Here is a 19,548-nt window from a genome sequence, read left to right on the forward strand (position 1 = left end):
GATTGCACGGAATCTCTTGAGTTGGGCCAACAACACTCTCGGCAAACCTATGCGATTACTTGCTGCCGTATCGTGACCTAGGTTGAGAGTAGCGTATGAGGCCAGGCACCTGGCCAAGCGCACGGTGAGCTTCGTGTATTAACTCGGCTGCGGTAAGACATACAGTTGGATATTGATGTGTGGCGGCAAGCCGATCACAACAGGGAGGGAAATCGATATGACCAAGTTCCGCAATGCAGCTTTTGGCGGGATGCTCTTGTTCTTGGCATCGTGCGCAACTTTCACCCCCCAAAACAAGAAGCCCACTCCCTACTTTGCCGACAATGGGTTTGGCGAAGGGGTGGCGGTTGTCCAGCATCCTGCAGGCGAGTTCCTCAACGGGGTCACTTATGTCTCTTATCAAGGACCCAATGAAGATCCTTATGTTGCCGCCTATAACCACGAGACGCATGAGTGGATTGGCCCCTTCAAGGCTGGCACTAGCATCTTGGGCAAAGACCCGGCGAAGAAGATTGACAGCCATGGCAAGCCCACCATGATCATTGATGATGCAGGTTACATCCACATTTTCTACGGCGGGCACGGTGGAGTGACGGATCTGCACGGTGCGAACCCCATCGGCGATGCTCACTCAGGCGAAAATCGCCATGCCGTCTCCCAAAATCCTTATGACATTACCAGTTGGAGAGACCTCAACAACGTCTCGCCTTTTGGCACGTACAACCAGGCTATCAAGATGGATAATGGCGATATCTACCTGTTCTATCGCCACGGAGCCCATCGCAGCAACTGGGTCTATCAAAAATCGACAGATGACGGCCTAACCTTTGCCGAACCGGTTTCGTTCCTGAAAACCAAACGCCGAGATGACGGCATGGGAACAGACAGCTGGTATGCTAGCGTCTCCAAAGGGCGAGGTGACGAAATAGTACTGGGCATTGATTACCACTACTGCTGGGACCAAGGCGCTCCGCGCAACAATCGCGGCGGGCATTCAACCGAGCGCAAGAACCTCTACTTCGTTAGCTTTGATACCGAGGAAGATCGCTGGAAGAATGTTAAGGGCGAAGAGTTGACCCTTCCCATCACCAAAGAGGTCGCCGATCATAAAGCGCTGGCGGTTGATACTGGCGACTTGTGGACGTTCAACGGCATCACGCGGGTGGACGCAGAAGGCACGCCGCATATCAACGCCTATATCGGCGAGGATATCGGCTGGCAGATTGGCGGCCCCAAACAAGCCAGCTATTTCCGCTGGAATGGTCAAGCATGGGTGGGCGAATTCAAAAGCGGACTGCCAATTGGCCGAGGTGACTATGTGGTCGATGGCCAGAATGTGAGTTTTCTCCTGAGTGGGATAAAACCGGATAGCGACATTACCCAAGTGCGTTGGTGGGAAAGCCGCGATAGCGGAATGAGTTTTGGACCAGGCAAACTGTTGCTTGAGTTCAAAGGCTCAGACGCCCCGCCTAATAGAGAAGCGCCCGACAGGCCAGCCTCGCTCAGCAATCTCGACAGCCCAGGTTCTGCCGCCAGCGCTTTCATTCGCAATGCCCATCCCGACGCACGAATGATCATTGCAGAGAAGCCGGAAGGTTCTGATTGGCGCCGCATGTATCTTGTTGGCGACAACGGACCAGTTATGCGTTCAAACTAGAGGCAAGCATTATTGCTGACTTTGCCAGAGCAATGCTCTTATTGGCAACGAAGGCCAGAGAACACAGAGTGAATTGTACGAGAGCATGTTAGCCGACACTAGCGCACTCAGGCTTGGTTGAGCGCTACAAACGCGGTTTGATTGCTCTTGCTCAAGATTGATCACAAGAGCTGGCTTTTGCTTGAGCCTTTGCTAGTTTGTCGACTATGCGAACCGTCCTACTCATTGCATTTGTTGCCTTGGTACAGGCGTGTACTCATTCCGATTTTGGGCCTCGCAATCATGAATTGCGAACGTCCGTTCAGCCCAACATAATTCTTGTCACCGCGGAGGATCTCGGGCCACGTTTGGGGTTCATGGGGGATCGAGCCGCGGTCACTCCCAACCTGGACCGTCTCGCATCGCAAAGTGTTGTATTCACGCGAGCGTTCACCACAGCTGGTGTCTGCGCGCCATCAAGAGCTGCGCTGATTACTGGGGTGCACCAAACTACGCTCGGTGCGCATAATATGCGAACCGCGAGTTACGGTGAGAACATGGGCGAGGGTGCGCCCTATCGCGCTGTTCCTCCGCCAGAGGTGAAGGCATTTCCCGAACTGCTGCGTGCCGCAGGATACTTTACTGTGAATGACTTCAAGACCGACTACCAGTTTGGCGAAGTCTTCACCGTGTGGGACGAGAACGAAAAAGGAGCGGATTGGAATTCGCGCAAAGAGGACCAGCCATTCTTCGCGATGCTCAATTTCGAAGTCACGCATGAAGGGCGCATCTGGGCACCCGACACCGACCCTGCCCTACATCCCATTGTGCCGCGCCGTCTTGCGCTGAATGCGGAGATCGACGCGGCTAAAGACTTCCCTCCCACTGATCCGGCCGCTTTACGCATTCCTCCCTACTGGCCGGATACGCCGGTTGTACGGGCCAATCTTGCGCGGTTCTACGACAATATCCGATTGTTGGACCGACAAGTGGGCGAACTATTGACCCGGCTCGAGGCGGAAGGACGTTTCGAGGACAGCATCATCATCTTTACTACTGATCACGGTGACGGCTTGCCGCGACACAAACGCACGATCTTCGACAGCGGGACACATGTTCCCTTGTTGGTACGATTTCCCGATGGGTTTGGGGCTGGGACCAATCGCGGCGATCTCGTCAGTCTTATCGATCTTGCGCCGACCATCTTGGATTGGGCAGGCGGAACTATTCCAGAGTATATTCAAGGACGTCGCCTGTTCGATGATCCGGCACCCGATGCAATCTTCATGGCGGGCGACCGGTTCGACGAAGTGCCACAGCGCTTTCGCGGCGCGCGTGAGGAGAGGTGGCACTATATCCGCTATTTCAGTGATGAGCCGGTGATCCCCTCTCTCAGCTATCAGAACGTCAATCCGATTATGCGGGAGATGCGGCGTCTTCATACAGAAGGCGATCTATCGCCGTTGCAGGCTTCTTATCTCGCGGACGTTGCGCCTCGCGAATTCCTGTTCGATACCGAGGCCGATCCCGATGAGGTGCGCAATGTCGCTGATAGTCCGGGCTTTGCAGCTATCAAACACCGGCTGTCAGCCCGGCTAGAGAATTGGATCGAAGAGAGCGGCGATATGGGCCGTATCCCGGAGCGCGACCTAGTCGCACGTATCTGGCCGCGCGGGCAGCAACCGCAGACTGCGATAGTGGAAGCGTGCTTGAACTCTGATGGCAATGTCTTGCTCACGTCTGCAACCATTGGCGCATCGATCGGCTATGGCGGGGTAGACGGCGAGGCGCTGCTCTATGTGCGGCCTATCGATGCGACATCACCGTTCAAAGCTAAAGCGGTCCGCTATGGATACAAGCCATCGCGGATCGAGGATTTCGATCCAGCCATGCTTCCCATCTGCTAGCAGGGGATCAGTCAGCGGACTCGATCTCGATATGCATCCATGCCTGCATGGTTTCGCGCGGAGCCAACGCCGCCATTCCGCCAGGCTTCATATTAATCGCATCGGTTTCATGACTTACGGGTTCGACGCAAAAGAAATCCCGCCCGTGTGGCGAATAGACGACGGTGAACGGCAAGTTTTCTGACGGCTTAATGGTCGCCTTCGCGGCAATATCGGGCCAGATCAGCGTAAGCGGTCCATGTCGGCCAGTATAGACCGTATCGACACTGCGCGAGCCAACCGGCGCGCCTTTCCACCAATCCGCGGGCTCTGACAGCTCAACCAAGCGGGTCGGCAAACAGCCATTATCGACAGACCACTCGCCCAGATGCAGGCCATGATAGAGAGCCTCGGCCCGGCGCGGAAAGTAGGGATGGAAACCCAGGCCCGCCGGCATCACTGTCTCGTCAAGATTGGTAACTTCGAGCTGAAGAAGCAAGCCATTCTCTCCGAGCAAGATGTATTGTCGCGCGCGATACCGCCATGGCCACTCGCTGGCGTCATGAGTGTGCTGGATGACAACACGCGTCGCATCAGCGTCGACAACTTCCCACGCGCTTAGCCAGCCAAAGCCATGGATAGGATTGTTGCCATCAAGGGATGGCGCGTTCGGAGCAAGCTGGAAGGTGTTCCCGTCCATTTCGAATTGGCCAGCTTCGATCCGGTTTGAGAACGGCACAATCGGGAAACATGCTGTTTCGGACATTGTACCAGGCTTTGAGGCACGAAGAATCGCATGCCCCGCCCATTCGAATGCAGCAAGCGAGCCACCCCGTTCAGGATCAATAACAACGCGATAGTCGCCGGAATTCAGCTCGAGCATCGCGCCCGATTTACAATGTTCTCGCACCATTCTTGTTGTCCCGATCTAGGGTCAGGGGCGTGGTTGGCAGCGATCGCATGCTCAGCGACGCTGGCAAGAGTAGCGCCTTCTGCATGAATTGCTTTGCCTAACGCTCCTTGCCAGCCGGAATACCGCTCAGCACGAAAACGCTCGAGCTCGCCATTTTCGATAATTGCCGCGGCGTTCAGCAGTCCTTGCGCGATCGTATCGACGCCGCCGATGTGCCCGTGGAAAAGGTCAGCTGTATCGATCGACTGACGACGGACCTTTGCATCGAAATTGAAGCCACCGGTGGTAAACCCTCCAGCACGAAGAAACTCAAGCATCGCGAGTGTCCATTCTTCGGTCGAATTCGGGAATTGATCAGTATCCCACCCATTCTGCGGATCACCGCGATTGGCGTCGACAGAGCCAAAGATTCCGAGCGCGCGGGCCATAGCCAATTCGTGCTCAAAGGAGTGCCCGCCGAGAGTGGCGTGGTTCGCCTCGATGTTAACTCTCACCTCTTTCTCTAGACCGTAGCGGGCCAGGAAGGCGTAGACGGTTTGCGTGTCGAAATCGTACTGATGCTTGGTTGGCTCATGCGGTTTAGGCTCGATCAGGATCGTGCCCTTGAAGCCAATGCGATGCTTGTGATCGACTACCAGCGAAAGGAAGCGACCGAAATTGTCCTGTTCGATGCCAATTTCGGTGTTGAGGATGGTGTCGTAGCCTTCGCGGCCTCCCCACAGAACATAATTTTCGCCGCCCAATCGGTGAGTGGCATCGAGCGCATCGCGTACCTGCATAGCCGCCCAAGCGTAGACCTCTGGATCGGGATTGGTCGCAGCCCCTGCCATGTAGCGCGGATGGCTGAAGAGATTGGCTGTGCCCCATAGCAGCTTGCGACCGTGCCTTTCCTGAAGCTCTCCCAGATGCTCGACAGCTTCGGCAAAGCTTGCACGGAAGCCTTTCGCATCGCCCGCATCAGCCATGACATCGACATCGTGGAAACAGTAGAAAGGTAGGTCGAGCTTTTCGACGAAAGCAAGTGCAGCTTCGCGTTTGGCCCGCGCGGCCGTGCCATCATTGGCTCCGGAAAGCCAGGGCCTGTCGAATGTGCCGGCGCCGAAGACATCGCTTCCGGGCCAACAAAATGTATGCCAGAAGCAAACGGCAAACCGCAGGTGGTCTTCCATCCGCTTGCCCATGACCAGCCGATCCTTGTCATATACGCGGTAAGCGAGGTCCGAGCTCGCGCTTGGGTCAAAGCGGATGGTATCGAATTGAGAAAAGTAGTCGGCAGACATGGCAAGAACTTTCAGCGTGATTTGAGAAGGTCGATGGATTGGCGGTATTGAGTGAGCTTGGGGGTCAGAAGTTCGACAAGCTCTGGGTCAGGATCGATGGTTTCGCGAATTTCTGGACGTTTGCAGACATCCGCAGGCGCTTCTGAAGTTGCGGCCATTCGAGCCAGGTGGGCTGCACCCATTGCTGGCCCGACGTCGCCTCCTTCCAGATAGTCGAGCCGGACATTGAGCGCCGACGCGAGTATGCGGCCCCAAAAACGCGAACGTGAGCCCCCTCCGATGACCGAAAGCCGTTCAACTCTGGTTCCAGCCTCGCGCAAGACCGCCAGCCCGTCTGCATGCGCAAAAGCAACTCCTTCGAGCACAGCACAAGCCAGGCGCTCGGGCCTTGTAAGATTGTCGCATTCGAGCCATCCTGCGCGGAGATGTGGGTCATTGTGCGGGGTTCGCTCGCCGCTCAAAAAGGGCAAGAACAGTTCTGGACCAGACCCGGCACCGGCCTCCTCAGCCAGTGCAAGGAAGTTAGCAACGTCTCCAATACCTAGCTGTTGCGCCGCCCACTCGATGCATGATGCAGCCGAAAGGTGTACGCTCATTTGTTGCCAGGTATCAGGCAAAGCGTGGCAGAAGGCGTGAACGGCGTTGGCCGGATTGGGGCGAAAGCTATCCGTTGATACAAATATTACTCCGGATGTACCCAATGAGAGTAGGCCGTCTCCATTTGAGATGACGCCCACTCCGATCGCCCCAGCCGCATTATCTCCGGCTCCGGCCGCGACTGGCACTCGCTCCATGCCCCATTGTTCGGCAATTTCGGTGAGCAACTTGCCGGTGGCTGTGCTCCCTTCGAAGAGAGTCGGCATGTGTTCTTGCGTCAACCCGGTTGCATTCAGCATTGTGTCTGACCAGCATCGTTTCTCGACATCCAGCCAAAGCGTACCTGCGCTATCTGACATGTCTGATGCTTTGTCGCCTGTCATCAAGAGGCGAACGTAGTCTTTAGGCAGCAGGACGCTGCGTACATTCGCAAAGACTTGAGGTTCATGCTCGCGAACCCAGAGCAGTTTGGGTGCGGTAAATCCGGGCATCACTAGATTTCCCGTGATTACGCGACTTTCAGGAACCGCACTTTCGATTGCATGGCATTGCGCGGTGGACCTCCCGTCATTCCAAAGGATTGCAGGGCGTAATGGCCGATCCTGCCCGTCAAGAAGAGTCGCGCCGTGCATTTGGCCGCTGAGCCCAATCGCTTCAACCTTAGCCCGGATGTCAGAGTCCAATTGCATGACGGCCGCGCAAGTGGCGCGCCACCAGTCTTGCGGATCCTGCTCCGACCAGCCTGGCACGGGATTGGACACCCTTAATGCGCTTGTACTTCGTGCGACGACGGCACCGGTCCGGGAGGCAACGATCACCTTTACCCCAGATGTTCCTATGTCGACGCCCAAATACATTTGCATATCCCCTCAAAATCGATCATTAATGCTCAATAGCAATAAAGTCATCTCAAATTTTTGAGGGCTTGGCAGGTGATCGCGGATGGTGGCTGCGCTCAATTGAGCGCGCGCCGGAAAAGCCGGTCATCGAAGGCAAGGGGGGGAATTGACGGTGACATCAGAAGCCCGGGCGAACCTAGGCATAATCGGCGTCGTTGTTTCGATCGCGACGATCGGCGGCTTCATGTTTGGCTATGATTCCGGTGTTATCAACGGGACGCAACGCGGCCTTGAATCTGCGTTCGATCTTGGCAGTCTTGGCCTTGGGATCAATGTCGCTTCGATCCTGATCGGTTGTGCGATCGGTGCCTTCGGCGCTGGTCGCCTATCTGACGTGATAGGCAGACGCGGGGTTATGTTAATCGGCGCAGTTCTGTTTTTCGTCAGCGCCATTATGACCGGGTTAGCTGACACTTCTGAAGTGTTCATCATTGGGCGTATCATCGGTGGACTTGGTGTCGGTGCGGCCAGTGTTATGGCGCCGGTCTATATCTCGGAAGTGGTTCCAGCTGAGTGGCGTGGCCGTCTTTCAAGCATCCAGCAGGTTATGATCATCATTGGCCTGACTGGGTCGTTTCTCGCGAATTTCGCGCTCGCTCGCTACGCTGGTGGATCGACAGAAGAAATTTGGCTTGGATATCCGGCTTGGCGCTGGATGTTCATGGTCGAAGCGCTGCCTGCGTTGATCTATTTTGTGGCTTTGCTGACGATCCCAGAGAGTCCAAGATTTCTCGTAATCAAGGGCCGCAATGCAGAAGCGATTAGCGTCCTGTCACAGCTCTTCGATCCGGAAACAGCCCAGCGCAAGACGCGCGAAATCGAAGCAAGTCTCGCAAGTGACCATCATCGCCCAAAGCTGTCCGATTTGATATCGAGTTCAACCGGCAAGATACGTCCTATTGTCTGGATCGGGGTTGGCCTTGCCGTCTTCCAGCAGTTCGTCGGGATCAACGTTGTCTTCTATTACGGAGCCACGCTCTGGGAAGCCGTAGGGTTTACGGAGGACGAAGCTCTTCTGACTAACGTTTTGTCCGGTTCCTTATCGATCGGCGCCTGTCTGGTCGCTATTGCCTTTGTCGACCGGATAGGCCGCAAGCCGCTGCTCGAAATCGGATCTATTGGGATGGCGCTTTCGCTAGCAACGGTCGCTTATGCATTCTCGACTGGCGTGGCGGGCCCCGACGGTTCGCTTGTTTTGCCTGACAATAGCGGCATCATAGCGCTGGTTGCGGCCAATCTTTACGTAATATTTTTCAATGCCAGTTGGGGCCCAATCATGTGGGTCATGTTGGGAGAGATGTTTCCCAACCAGATCCGCGGTTCGGGCCTTGCTGTGGCCGGATTTGCGCAGTGGATTGCCAATGCCATTGTTTCGGTCAGCTTCCCATCGCTGGTCGAATGGCCCGGGCTGTCGATTGCCTATTTCGGATACGCCTTCTTCGCCATCGTTTCGTATTTCTTCGTCCGCGCGGCTGTGCATGAAACGAGGGGCGTGGAGCTCGAGGATATGGAAGGCTGACGCACTGTTTGGACTGGGATTTAGAGGCAACATTTTTGTTGAGACGTGGGGCGCATGACCAATGATTTGCGAGATTGCTCAGAGCGCGAACCCACCGCAGGAGACTTACGGATATGAAAATTGACCGTCGAACGACGCTGGCCGGATTTGCAGGCTTGGGATTTGCTGCAGCTGGAAACTTCAGCAGTGCTTTGTATGCTCGTGAGGGCGATGATTTTCGCGACAAGTCGCTCTCACCAGCACGCCGTGCAAAGGCTCTCGTCGCGTTGATGACGCTTGATGAGCTTGGCGCGCAGCTCAATTGCCCGCGTGCAGCGGATGTTATGGCCGACGCAAAAGCATTTGAGGCGGACTTTCCATATTTTCGACATGGCATCGGGGGCGTCTATTCAGCAAGTCTGGAAGCTGGTCCGGCTGACAATGCCCGTGCGGTACTCGCACTCCAGCGCGAGGTCGTCAGTCGCAGTCGGTTCGGTATCCCCGCCTTCATTTTTGAAGAATGCCTTGCGGGGCTGCTAGCAGACGGTGCGACCCAGTATCCACAAGCGATGGCGATGGCCTGCGCCTTTAATCCTGAGCTTGTCACACGTGTGTTTGCGGCGACCGCCAAGGAAGCGCGTTCGCGCGGCGCGCAAGCATGCTTTTCGCCCAATATCGACATCTGCACAGACCCGCGTTGGGGTCGGTCAGAAGAAACGTGGGGTGAGGACCCCTATGTCGTTTCAGTTTCTGCGCGAGCGATTGTCGCGGGATTGCAGGGAGCACCAGCCGAGTATCTGCCTCCTGACCGAATAGCGACCAGCGTCAAACACTTCGCTGGCTATGGACAGGGCATCGGTGGACGGAACTTCGCGCCTTCGCATATCGGCCCGGTCGAGTTGCATAACGTCGTGCTGCCGCCATTCCGGGCTGCCATAAAAGATTCTGGCTCGGTCGGCCTGATGGCATCGCATGGAGAGATCGACGGCGTACCTGCTCATGCCGATAAGGCACTTTTGTCAGACTTGCTGCGCGACGATTGGGGCTTTGACGGTTATGTCGTTTCCGATTGGGACGACGTCCGGCGCATTCATAGCCTCCACGGCGTTGCCAAGGATGAAGCCGAAGCGGCAATCATGGGCCTAAAGGCTGGTGTCGACCTCGAGCTCGCCAATAACGGCGTTTACCTGATGCTGCCTGATCTTGTTCGTCAAGGTAAGCTTGAGGAAAGCTATGTCCGCCGTGCGGCTGAACGTGTGCTCGCTGCGAAATTCAAATGCGGCTTGTTTGACCAGCCCTGGGCTGAGCCGGCGAAAGCGGCGGCTCTGGCGCGCAGCAAAGAGCACCGAGCCTTGGCACGCAAGATGGCTGAGGAATCTGCGGTATTGCTGAAGAACGACGCGGGCCTGCTGCCGCTTAATAAGCGCGAGACCAAGAGAGTTCTCGTGGTCGGTCCTAATGCTGCTTCTGTCCATCTGGGGGGATATTCTCCGAAGCCCTTTGTGGGCGTTAGTGTGCTGGACGGGCTTCGCGACTACGGCAGGCGTGCAGGTTTTGAGGTCGATTACGCGCCAGGTTGCCGGATTACAGCGGGTGATGAAGGTCAAAACGAGATCGAAACCGATGCCGCGGACGAGAGTGTCCAGGCAGATCCGACACTCAATCGCCAATTGATCGCGGAAGCAGTTGCCGCTGCGGGTGATGCAGACGTGATCGTGATGTGCCTTGGCGGCAACGAAGCCACGGCTCGTGAAGCCTATTTCGCGGGGGATTCCCGCGGTGATCGCGACGACCTTGAGTTATTGGGTGAGCAGAACGAACTGGCTGAGGCCTTGCTAGCCTTAGGTAAGAAGACAATTGCTGTTTTGATCCACGGAAGGCCGCTCTCTCCGCAATTTCTGGCAGCGGAATGCCCGGCTATCCTTGATGCATTCTATCCGGGAGAGGAGGGCGGACTTGCGATCGCCGGTATCCTATTCGGTGATGTGAATCCAAGCGGAAAATTGCCCGTGACGATTGCCCGGAATGTGGGGCAGTTGCCGGCGTTCTATTATCAAAAGCCGACCGGTAAGTTCCGCAACTACGTCTTCTCAGATTCTACCCCGTTGTACCCCTTTGGCCATGGTTTGAGTTACACCAGCTTCGACACCGGCGTTCCGGTCGCAAGCGCTAATATGATCAAACGAGGCGACGCAATTAGCGTCTCTGTCGCCGTCAGGAACACTGGCACGCGCAGAGGAAAAGAAGTGGTTCAGCTCTATCTGCGTGACGAAATCGCCAGCCGCACCCAGCCGGTCAAACTTTTGCGCGGCTTTGAAAAGGTAGCGTTGGATCCAGGGCAAGAACGCCGAGTCCAGTTTCGGCTTGCTCCCGAAGACTTCGGGTTCCGCGATGCCAACGGCGACCTTGTACTTGAAGCTGGCCGGTTCAGCGTCATGGTGGGAACGGATAGCGAGAAACTGAAGACTACATCAATTGTGATGACCTAATGGAATCAGAAGCGGACCATGAACAATTCTAGCTTTGTGAATGCGCGGTTTGCCCTGCTTCTTACTGTTTGTCTGCCGCTTTCGGCTTGTGGAGGAGGCGGTAGCTCGGCGCCCCCGCCATCTGCGGGCGGGGGAACTCCAACGCCATCGCCTACACCAACACCGACTCCGACCAACACTTTTCCTGCAACAGGCGGAGAGTGTGATGGAACGGCTGGTTGGCAGGCAATTGCCGATGACGGGATGGACGATACGGCGGCGATCATGACCTCGCTACAGCAGGCGGCCAACAAGGGCGACACACTCACAATCCCGGCTGGCACATATAACATTGACGATCCCGATGGTGTTTCGGTTGTCATCCAGAATCAGGACTTTGCCATCGTGGCCACCGGTGCGATCTTTGTCGCCGGACCAAATGTTAACTCGGACCTGATCGACTTCGATGCGACCTCCAACAGCTTTAGTGGCAATTGTGGTGGCAGCGGTTTGGTCAATATCGCTTGGACCGGCGGTGAGCTCGATATTAGCCGGGCTCATCTTTCGGGAACTGTGCCGCAAGGCACTTCAGTCGGTGGCACGACGACCGGCAATCCGGTCGCTGGCACGACCGATGGCCTGTCCATTCGCGGCGCGACGGGCGGCACGAGCCCGCGGCAAAAAGTCGATGCTGTCACTATCACTGGCCTTACAATCGTTGGCGCGCCTATCACCGAGGCAAACCGCACAGCGTATCTGACCAACGCCGATACAGCTCCTGCGGTAGACAGTGAGAATGACACCTGGCGCAACGCAGGGGGCGATAGCGGGGTGTTTGTGATGGGCGCGCGATCCGCTTTGATCGAGGATTCGTCGTTCTTTGGGATCCGTGATGCTAGCATTTATATGTCGGCTGCACCCTATGACGCTTCGCTTGGCGGAAACTATGTAGTGCGGGGCAACCGTTTCTACGGGGGGTTCGACGGGATTTCCTCAAAGCGTGGTGCACACAACATCACAATGGAAAACAATGTCTTCGTCAATGTTGTCCGCGCGACATCGCTTGAATCTCTTAGCCAACCGCTCAGAGACACGAATAATCAAACGGCCGAACGCATTGTTGAACCTGTCGTGATATCGAACAACGTTTTCAACGGAGTTCAGCGCGCGATCCAGGTCGAATCAGCTAGCAATGTGACCGTTTCTGGGAATCTCATTCGCAATCTTGGAGCACGGGTGGCCCAGCAGAACGATCCTGTCAGATACAGCCGCTATGAAGGGATTGTGCTTGAAGGAGTTACGAATGCCTCAATCGCCGATAACCAGATCATCGGAGTGGACGGCGCGCGCAGTACAGCGTCGACAACAGTCGGGATCACAGTCGGTACGCATTCAGGAATTGTTGGTCCTATCCTCTCAGCGAATGTTGATGTCGCTGCCAGTAACGTTCTGACCAATCTCGACAACAACGTGGAGTGAACGGAAATATCTGGTCCCACTAACTGACATTCGACCATTACGAGAAAGGGACGCCAAACTGGCGTCCCTTTTCATTCTTTGTTTGTTGGACTTGAGCTAGAATTTGAAGCTTACTCCGCCAACAATCCGGCGATCTGCGAAGTCCTGTTGGCAGAGCAAGCTGCCATTTGTGATGCAGTACTCATCGTTACGCTCACGCAGTAGATTGATGCCATCTACGCCAACAGTGATTTGATCAGTTAGTTCATAGCTGAGGCTGGCGTTAAGCTGGCCACGGCTATCGACAATGCGAGGAAGGCCAAATCGACGAGTGTCGGTGCTGCGGAATGACGAACGCCAGCTGTACCGCGCGCGGAAGTTGATTCCGTATTTGTCGTAGAAAAGCGTAGCGTTGTAGGCATATCTAGACAGGTTGGGCAGCGTAACAAGCTGCTGTACGACATCGTCATCTAGCGTTGCAGTTGACATGTCAGAGTCAGTACGCCCCAGCAAGAGATTGAGGGCGTTACCGCCGCCGCTTCCGTTGAAGAAGTTGCTAACATTGCCTCCATCCTCTTGATAGGTGAAGTTGCCGATGAAGCCAAAGCCAGAGGCAAAGCCAAGTGTATCTTCAAAGTCAGAAAGGTCATATTGGAACGCGACCTCGACCCCAGTTTGCGTGGCAACGCCAGTTGAGTTGATCGTTGTCGCTACAGGTACGCAGATACCGATGCCCTGAACCGGCGAGAAAACGTTTCTATCGGCAAATGGGTTGAAGATACCGCCACCTTCACAAGGTGGTGAGATATCACGCTCAATGCCATTGGGTCCATTGACCTCAACCGGGAACTCGGTCTCTTGCGCGAAGAGATTGGTTCGACGCTTATGAAAGAATCCAAGGCTAAAGAAACCGGTATCGGAGAAGTAGTATTCTCCAGAAAGGTCAAATGACCAGACAGTTTCGGGTTGAAGGCCAGGATTGCCAACACCAACAGCCGTAGATGCGTTTCCGCCGAACGAGACCGAGGTCGACAGATTGTCGAAATTTGGTCGGCGCAGATCACGCGAGACACCCGCGCGGATCAAAAGATCGGTTGCGGGTTCCGCCACCAGGCTGAAGCGAGGCAACCAGAACTCATAGCTCGAAGATTGCCTGATTTGTCCTTCAACAGCCCCGTTAACAACATTGTTGCCCACTGAATCAATCTCAGTTGAGACCCAACGAACACCAACATTCCCGCGGATCGGCATTCCAGCGAATTCGGTATCGTAGTTGCCTTGGAGGTAAGCGGCGAGTGTACTTTCCTCAATGTCGAAAAACGCGGAGAGTGTTTCTGTGGGTTGGCTAATCAGAGGCAGGCTTACGCCATTTGCATTGTTTTGGGCTTCGATTGCGGCATTGACCGCGGCCAGCACGCCGTCTGGATCATTGGCGGACGCTCTTGGGTCGATCTGCAGGTAGTCCGGGACGAACAGTGTGCGATTGCCGCCAGCCGCATCAAAATCATTAACGCCGGGCACCACGAGATCGCCCAATTGGTCAAGTGTAGGTCGGAAGAAGAACGGAGAGCTCGTGGACGTGAAGTTATTCCGCAAGCTGCTGTCGATGTTTTCCGCCTTGGACACGCTGTAGCGCCAGCCAGCATCAATGGACGAGAAAAATGGCAAGACGTCATATGAGTCAAAATTCAAATCAAGCCGATATGCCATTTCGCTGTTGTCGTTGCTGTTGGCAGTACGGTTTACTTGCCGAATTCGATAGTTTGCAGGGTCGAGCAGTTGTGCGGTCGTGGGCGTTTCAGCCAGACCTTGCGCGATGCCCCACTGCAAAATTCCGCCAGTCAGGTCAAATACCGCCGGAACACCGTTGTCGCTGCTTTGTCCAAGCGATGGCTGCGGGCCGTTTGGGTTGATAAAGTCAGTTTGGAACCCGAGGCTTGGGAAGTCAGACTTGGAAGTTGAACGAGCGATCTCGGCATTTACTGTGAATCGATCCTGTTGCCATTCCAGACCACCGGCAAAGACTGAACTGTCAGTCTGGCGTGATCCAGTCGTAGTCGACGTACGCAAGTTCGGGTCGATTGTACCGTTCGCTGTGACACCCACTCCTAGGACACCCGACGTTACAGATTGTACTTCGCCAAGCACGAGGGGGCCATTGGGGCCCTGAACCGTGCCGAAATCGACAGTCTCGAACGATGTATTATCAGTATTGTTGACAACCGCACTGGAAGTCGTGCCGGAGAAGAAAGCACGTGAGCCTTGCTCTACCCGTTCCTGATCGTTGATCGTAGCATCGACGTACAAGCGGAGATTGTCTGACGGTTTCCATTCAAGAGAGCCCGTCCAGTTAATGGTCTTGTATTCCTGATTGCTAATGTCCTGGTCCAGGAACTGAACGCGCAGGAAAGGAAACGATTCCGAACTAGCAGAGGCGCCCGGCAACACTGTGCGGTCCCGGTCCACGCGTGCAAAAAACTCCGAGACATCCAGTTCAGCGTAGCTGGCGCTCATAACGACACCGAACTCTCCAGAACCTGTGTCCCAGCTGTTGCCGACGGTTGCAGAGAAACGCGGTGTAATGGTGTCCGAGAGACTGCTGTGCTCACCCTGTGCGCGGAACGCTAAAAGTGGTTCGTTAATATCGAGAGGACGCAAAGTGCGCAGATTGACTGTTCCGCCAACAGAGCCTTCGATCGTCTTGGCTTCTGGCACCTTGACCACTTCAACGGCAGCAATCAGAGCAGCTGGAAGATCCTCAAAACTGATGCCAGATCGGCCTGTTCCAGAGCCCACAGTTGACACGCCGTTGATTTCAACACGGTTTGCGCTCGTGCCGCGGATCTGAACTCCGGTGCCGACACCGGCGTCACGCGTGATTTGAACGCCCGTCACGTTCTCGAGTACTTCCGCGAGGTTTTGATCGGGCAGCTTACCGATATCTTCTGCCTGAATGACCTCGATGATATTGTCTGTTGTGCGCTTCTCGTCGAGAGCACTGGCCAGCGATTGACGAATACCGCTGACGATGATGACGTTGCCATTGGCACCGGTGTCATCTTGGGTCGAAGTTACCGCGTCCTCGCCATTAGCGTCCTGCGCCGAGGCAATTGACGGAGCGGCCAACATCGCCGCGACAACTGCCGTCGAGGTAGCCAAACGAAGGTTCGTTGTTACAGATTTTCTCATATCCCTCTCCCTGGGCTTGTGGGCCCAAAGGCCCAACATATTGATCGAATAATATACTTATTTCAGCGGTATTGTAATAAAATGATCGATTATGATTGTATTGACTATTTTGATTATCGTGCCAGCCATCCGCCATCGACAGCCAGAATGTGTCCCTGAACATAGTCTGCGGCCTTGCTGGCCAAAAACACTGCAGCTCCACCAATGTCTGAAGGTTCACCCCAGCGCCCTTCAGGAATGCGCTCCAATATTTGGCGATTGCGCGTTTCGTCGGCTTGCAATGCTGCTGTATTGTTGGTCGCGATGTAGCCGGGCGCGATCGCATTAACGTTGATACCCTTCGCAGCCCATTCATTGGCAAGTAGTTTTGTGAGACCACCAACTCCACTTTTGGAAGCTGTGTAGCTTGGGACTCGAATTCCTCCTTGAAAAGTCAGCATCGAAGCGATGTTTATGATCTTCCCCCGGTCGCTATCCTGACTGGCCCATTCGACCATATGCCTGCCGACCGCCTGACAAAGGAAAAATAGGGTCTTCAGATTTGTGTCGACCACCGCATCCCAGTCTTCTTCGGAAAATTCGAGTGCATCGTCGCGCCGAATGATACCTGCATTATTCACGAGAATGTCTATCTTCCCCAGCTCGGCGGCGACCCGAGTGACCACGTCTTGAACGGGATCGATGCTGGATAGGTCAGCGCCGATTAGCATCGCGTTTCGACCTTCCGCCTCGACCAGCGCCTTGGTCTCTTCCGCTGCGCTACGCCCAACAAGAGCCAGATCGGCACCGGCTTGCGCGAGAGCCACAGCGATCCCTTGGCCTATTCCGGTATTTGCTCCTGTTACAATGGCCGTTCGGCCAAATAGACTAAACATGCTCATGCTGGTGCACTCAATTCCTTCTTGAATTCATAACTAAGATTGGGGTCGAAACCGACCGGCGGCTCAAATGGGTTTTGCCTGAATATCTGTGAGCGTTGCCATGCTTCACGAGAGTGGCCCCTGACGCGTCAGCTCGAGATCAATTTCACCGAGCTCCGCAAAAGATATGCTGCTTCGCGCGCCGACGTTTGCCTCATGTATGCCCGTAATGGCACCGGTCGAAATGAACGTTCCGGTTGAAAGAGCGCGGCCTGCTCGCGCAGCGTGATCAATGCAAAAGTCGCGCGCAGCCAAAGCCTGATCGCTCAATCGGTCTAGCGTCCGGGTGCCGATTAGTTCTCCATCGACTGAAATAGAGACCGTGATAGGCTGATCGTAGTTCGCCCAATCCATCACCTCTGGCCCGATCAATAGACCGTTGTTGTTGCCAAAGTCACAGACTACCGCAGTCGGACCATACCCGTTGATGTCCGGGACAGGGCTGCTAGCGATCTCGGCACCAATAAATACTCGGTCTTGATCGCGAGTTGCGCCAAGCTTCACCACTAGCTCAGGTTCGATAGCGCCGAACCCGCCATCAAAGATTGGCATCGGGGAGCTCACACCAGGCGTCGAATGGCTAACGTTCTGAGAAAAAATCGGACCCACGAGCCAATCAGCTCCAAGCTCTTGCCGCAAGGCTTCCGGGATTCCACCCACCTTCCAGCCAACGATCTGATCTGGCCAGTGTTGGATCGAACGATTTTGGATGGCGTAGGCTTCAATCAGGCTTGAAGGAGGTACGCCGGGAAAACGGTTCAAGGCAATTCCAGCAGCGCGAGCTTCGAGTAAGCACTCTGAAATGCGGATTTCGGGTTGGCTTAGTGTCGCACCCGAACCGCCGTTTGCCAGAATGATTCGCTGATCGAGCGTCATGCGCTCGTCGCAAATTTGAAATGAACATCGAAAATCTTACGCATCCCATCCCTGCATTGCGCCACCTGCCCGATTCCGAGTGTGTCACATAGGTCCCTCTGCCGACCATTATTGACACCGGTATCATCTGAGGTCAATACCGTCGCTGATTGATCTATATCGGGAGTGAATAGTGATGATCGCTAGGCGAATTGTTCCAAGCAAAGTCAGAGTGTTATCATTGCTAGCAGTAGGCCAGGTTGTATTGACGAACCCCGCCGCAGCGCAAAATTTTCCTGAAATAATTGTCGATGAGTCGGTGCAAGCAGAACAACCGTTGCCAGACTTTTCATATGCTGGCTACGAATTCGGCCTAGAGGCGATTCCTCACATTGAACAAGTTATCGACGTCGCGGATTACGGCGCGATCCCCGATGATCGGAAGGACGATAGCAGCGCGCTGCTCGCTGCCCTGAAGGCTGCACATTCTAGCACGGGGCCTGTTCGTGTTCAGCTGCACTCTGGTCGCTATCTTTTGAGCGAAATTCTTTGGATCGAGCGAAGCGGGATCGTGCTTTCGGGCATGGGTATGGGGGAGGGCGGAACAGAGCTCTTCATGCCACGGCCCCTGAACCAGATCGATGACGGTGGCGCCCTCGACGAAATTCGCATTTATTTGAAGGAAAACGACAAATACGAACGCATCAAGGACGCCAATCTGGAGGTACTCTTCTCGCCGTACAGTTGGAGCGCCGGATTTATATGGACTCGGGTTCCCGATGGTCGTCACGCGACATATCTTGAGCGCTATGATCGCCCTATCAGCAGGGTCACGGAGATTGCTTCGGGCGTGCAGTTTACCCGTGAGCTCATCGTTTCGGATCCGAGTCGCCTGACGGTTGGCGACGTCTTGCAGATCAATTGGCATAACCGCGAAGGCCCCGATGGTCCCCTGGTGAAATCACTTTACGGAGATACGTCAGAGAAGATCGGAAGCAGGCATTGGGAGTTGCCTGATCGCCCGCTTGTGCGGCAAGCCACGCGTATCGAAGCGATCGAGGGTGATCGCGTTGTAATCGCAGACCCACTGCTTCACTCAATCAACAAGGAGCTACCGGCCTACTTTTCATCGTGGGAGCACCTATCCGAAGTAGGAATACAGGACATTTCGCTCGTCTTCCCGGACAATCCGGATTTTGGGCATCACAACGAGAGCGGTTTCAACGGAATCTACTTCACTGGTGTCCACAATGGTTGGATCCGCAATGTCAGGATTGCGAACAGCGATAGCGGAATTCTGACGGACGATCTTGCGAATGTCACGATCGGTAACATTGTGACTGAAGGACGGCACACAGCGCACTATAGCGTACACATCGGCAATGTTCACAATGTGCTTGTCGATGGGCTCAACGTTTTCAATCCAACTGTTCACGCACTCAGCTTCAACACACAGTCGACCAAGTCGGTCTATAAGGATGCAGTAGTTTGGACCACTCCGACGCTCGACCAGCACGCAGGTGCGAACCATCAGAACCTCTATGACAATGTGACTGTCCACGTGAAGCCGGATCAGACAGCGGAAGATGGGACACCGATGTATGATCTCTACAAAGCCGGTGGGGCTGGATACTGGCTCCCTGGGCACGGGCGCTATAATACCGCATGGAATGTCAACGTGGTGGTTGGGAGCGGAGTGGAACCGGGTGGCGAAATCGTGATCCTGGGCGGTTCCGAGGGTCCTGATGCGAGGATTATTGGGTTGCATGGCAATCGAACAATTCGGTTAGATCACACACCGGAGCCCTATCTGGAATGGCTGAACAAGCCAGTTTTGGCGATACCTTCGCTATACACGCATCAATTGGGCAAACGAATAGAGTCTGCCGACTCAGATCTAAATGACTGACAAAAAACACTATTCTCGGCGCCCCATATCGATCGCTGAG

At 55.0% G+C, this 19,548-nt stretch carries 12 protein-coding genes; 6 read left to right on the forward strand and 6 right to left on the reverse strand.

The genetic code is table 11. From position 1 onward, the window contains the following. The first annotated feature begins 217 nt into the window (after window positions 1–217). Window positions 218–1,657: a BNR-4 repeat-containing protein gene (locus tag A6F69_RS04255; protein WP_083984831.1), complete on the forward strand. Its 1,440-nt coding sequence runs from the start codon at window positions 218–220 to the stop codon at window positions 1,655–1,657. 356 nt (window positions 1,658–2,013) lie between these two features. Further along, the gene (locus tag A6F69_RS04260) at window positions 2,014–3,543 is read left to right on the forward strand and encodes a sulfatase family protein (protein ID WP_245638282.1); all 1,530 of its coding nucleotides are present in this window, start codon (window positions 2,014–2,016) and stop codon (window positions 3,541–3,543) included. A 7-nt stretch (window positions 3,544–3,550) separates the two neighbouring features. Here A6F69_RS04260 and A6F69_RS04265 read toward each other — a convergent pair whose 3' ends face one another. From A6F69_RS04265 to xylB, 3 genes are read right to left on the reverse strand one after another with little or no spacing between them, the layout of a single operon-like run. Continuing rightward, window positions 3,551–4,405: an aldose 1-epimerase gene (locus tag A6F69_RS04265; RefSeq protein ID WP_067597807.1), complete on the reverse strand. Its 855-nt coding sequence runs from the start codon at window positions 4,403–4,405 to the stop codon at window positions 3,551–3,553. After that, complete coding sequence (xylA, locus tag A6F69_RS04270) at window positions 4,393–5,715, reverse strand: xylose isomerase (protein ID WP_067597810.1); 1,323 nt, start codon at window positions 5,713–5,715, stop codon at window positions 4,393–4,395. Before xylA ends, A6F69_RS04265 begins: the two co-directional genes overlap by 13 nt. Before the next feature lie 11 nt (window positions 5,716–5,726). Further along, entirely contained in the window at window positions 5,727–7,169 is a 1,443-nt protein-coding gene (gene xylB / locus A6F69_RS04275; protein ID WP_067602443.1) for a xylulokinase, read from the reverse strand. 154 nt (window positions 7,170–7,323) lie between these two features. Between xylB and A6F69_RS04280 the strand changes: the two genes are divergently transcribed. The 3 genes from A6F69_RS04280 to A6F69_RS04290 all read left to right on the forward strand — a co-directional run bounded on the left by A6F69_RS04280 (window position 7,324) and on the right by A6F69_RS04290 (window position 12,656). Continuing rightward, complete coding sequence (locus A6F69_RS04280; protein ID WP_425388064.1) at window positions 7,324–8,730, forward strand: sugar porter family MFS transporter; 1,407 nt, start codon at window positions 7,324–7,326, stop codon at window positions 8,728–8,730. 113 nt (window positions 8,731–8,843) lie between these two features. Continuing rightward, complete coding sequence (locus tag A6F69_RS04285; RefSeq protein ID WP_067597816.1) at window positions 8,844–11,198, forward strand: glycoside hydrolase family 3 N-terminal domain-containing protein; 2,355 nt, start codon at window positions 8,844–8,846, stop codon at window positions 11,196–11,198. An 18-nt stretch (window positions 11,199–11,216) separates the two neighbouring features. Next, window positions 11,217–12,656 (forward strand): right-handed parallel beta-helix repeat-containing protein, encoded by a 1,440-nt coding sequence (locus A6F69_RS04290; protein WP_144573723.1) that lies wholly within the window; start codon window positions 11,217–11,219, stop codon window positions 12,654–12,656. Between the two features lie 96 nt (window positions 12,657–12,752). Here A6F69_RS04290 and A6F69_RS04295 read toward each other — a convergent pair whose 3' ends face one another. The 3 genes from A6F69_RS04295 to A6F69_RS04305 all read right to left on the reverse strand — a co-directional run bounded on the left by A6F69_RS04295 (window position 12,753) and on the right by A6F69_RS04305 (window position 17,620). Further along, a complete protein-coding gene (locus A6F69_RS04295; RefSeq protein WP_067597822.1) occupies window positions 12,753–15,824 on the reverse strand; it encodes a TonB-dependent receptor in 3,072 nt (1,023 codons plus the stop codon). A 113-nt stretch (window positions 15,825–15,937) separates the two neighbouring features. Continuing rightward, window positions 15,938–16,705, reverse strand: a complete 768-nt coding sequence (kduD, locus tag A6F69_RS04300) for a 2-dehydro-3-deoxy-D-gluconate 5-dehydrogenase KduD (RefSeq protein ID WP_067597825.1) — start codon at window positions 16,703–16,705, stop codon at window positions 15,938–15,940. 105 nt (window positions 16,706–16,810) lie between these two features. Further along, complete coding sequence (locus A6F69_RS04305) at window positions 16,811–17,620, reverse strand: 2-keto-4-pentenoate hydratase (RefSeq protein WP_083984675.1); 810 nt, start codon at window positions 17,618–17,620, stop codon at window positions 16,811–16,813. 316 nt (window positions 17,621–17,936) lie between these two features. On the opposite strand from A6F69_RS04305, the gene A6F69_RS04310 reads away from it, so the two are divergent. Beyond that, window positions 17,937–19,508, forward strand: coding sequence for a glycosyl hydrolase family 28-related protein (locus A6F69_RS04310; RefSeq protein ID WP_169816546.1), 1,572 nt, complete (start codon window positions 17,937–17,939; stop codon window positions 19,506–19,508). Window positions 19,509–19,548 lie beyond the last annotated feature (40 nt).

The sequence above is a fragment of the Altererythrobacter ishigakiensis genome (assembly GCF_001663155.1).
Taxonomy (GTDB): Bacteria; Pseudomonadota; Alphaproteobacteria; order Sphingomonadales; family Sphingomonadaceae; genus Erythrobacter; species Erythrobacter ishigakiensis.

Bases quoted from the DNA above. Each gene is read 5' to 3' on its own strand.
- A6F69_RS04255 (WP_083984831.1), top strand. From the start codon at position 218: ATGACCAAGTTCCGCAATGCAGCTTTTGGCGGGATGCTCTTGTTCTTG.
- A6F69_RS04260 (WP_245638282.1), top strand. From the start codon at position 2,014: ATGGGGGATCGAGCCGCGGTCACTCCCAACCTGGACCGTCTCGCATCG.
- A6F69_RS04265 (WP_067597807.1), bottom strand. From the start codon at position 4,405: ATGCTCGAGCTGAATTCCGGCGACTATCGCGTTGTTATTGATCCTGAA.
- xylA (WP_067597810.1), bottom strand. From the start codon at position 5,715: ATGTCTGCCGACTACTTTTCTCAATTCGATACCATCCGCTTTGACCCA.
- xylB (WP_067602443.1), bottom strand. From the start codon at position 7,169: ATGTATTTGGGCGTCGACATAGGAACATCTGGGGTAAAGGTGATCGTT.
- A6F69_RS04285 (WP_067597816.1), top strand. From the start codon at position 8,844: ATGAAAATTGACCGTCGAACGACGCTGGCCGGATTTGCAGGCTTGGGA.
- A6F69_RS04290 (WP_144573723.1), top strand. From the start codon at position 11,217: ATGAACAATTCTAGCTTTGTGAATGCGCGGTTTGCCCTGCTTCTTACT.
- A6F69_RS04295 (WP_067597822.1), bottom strand. From the start codon at position 15,824: ATGAGAAAATCTGTAACAACGAACCTTCGTTTGGCTACCTCGACGGCA.
- kduD (WP_067597825.1), bottom strand. From the start codon at position 16,705: ATGAGCATGTTTAGTCTATTTGGCCGAACGGCCATTGTAACAGGAGCA.
- A6F69_RS04305 (WP_083984675.1), bottom strand. From the start codon at position 17,620: ATGACGCTCGATCAGCGAATCATTCTGGCAAACGGCGGTTCGGGTGCG.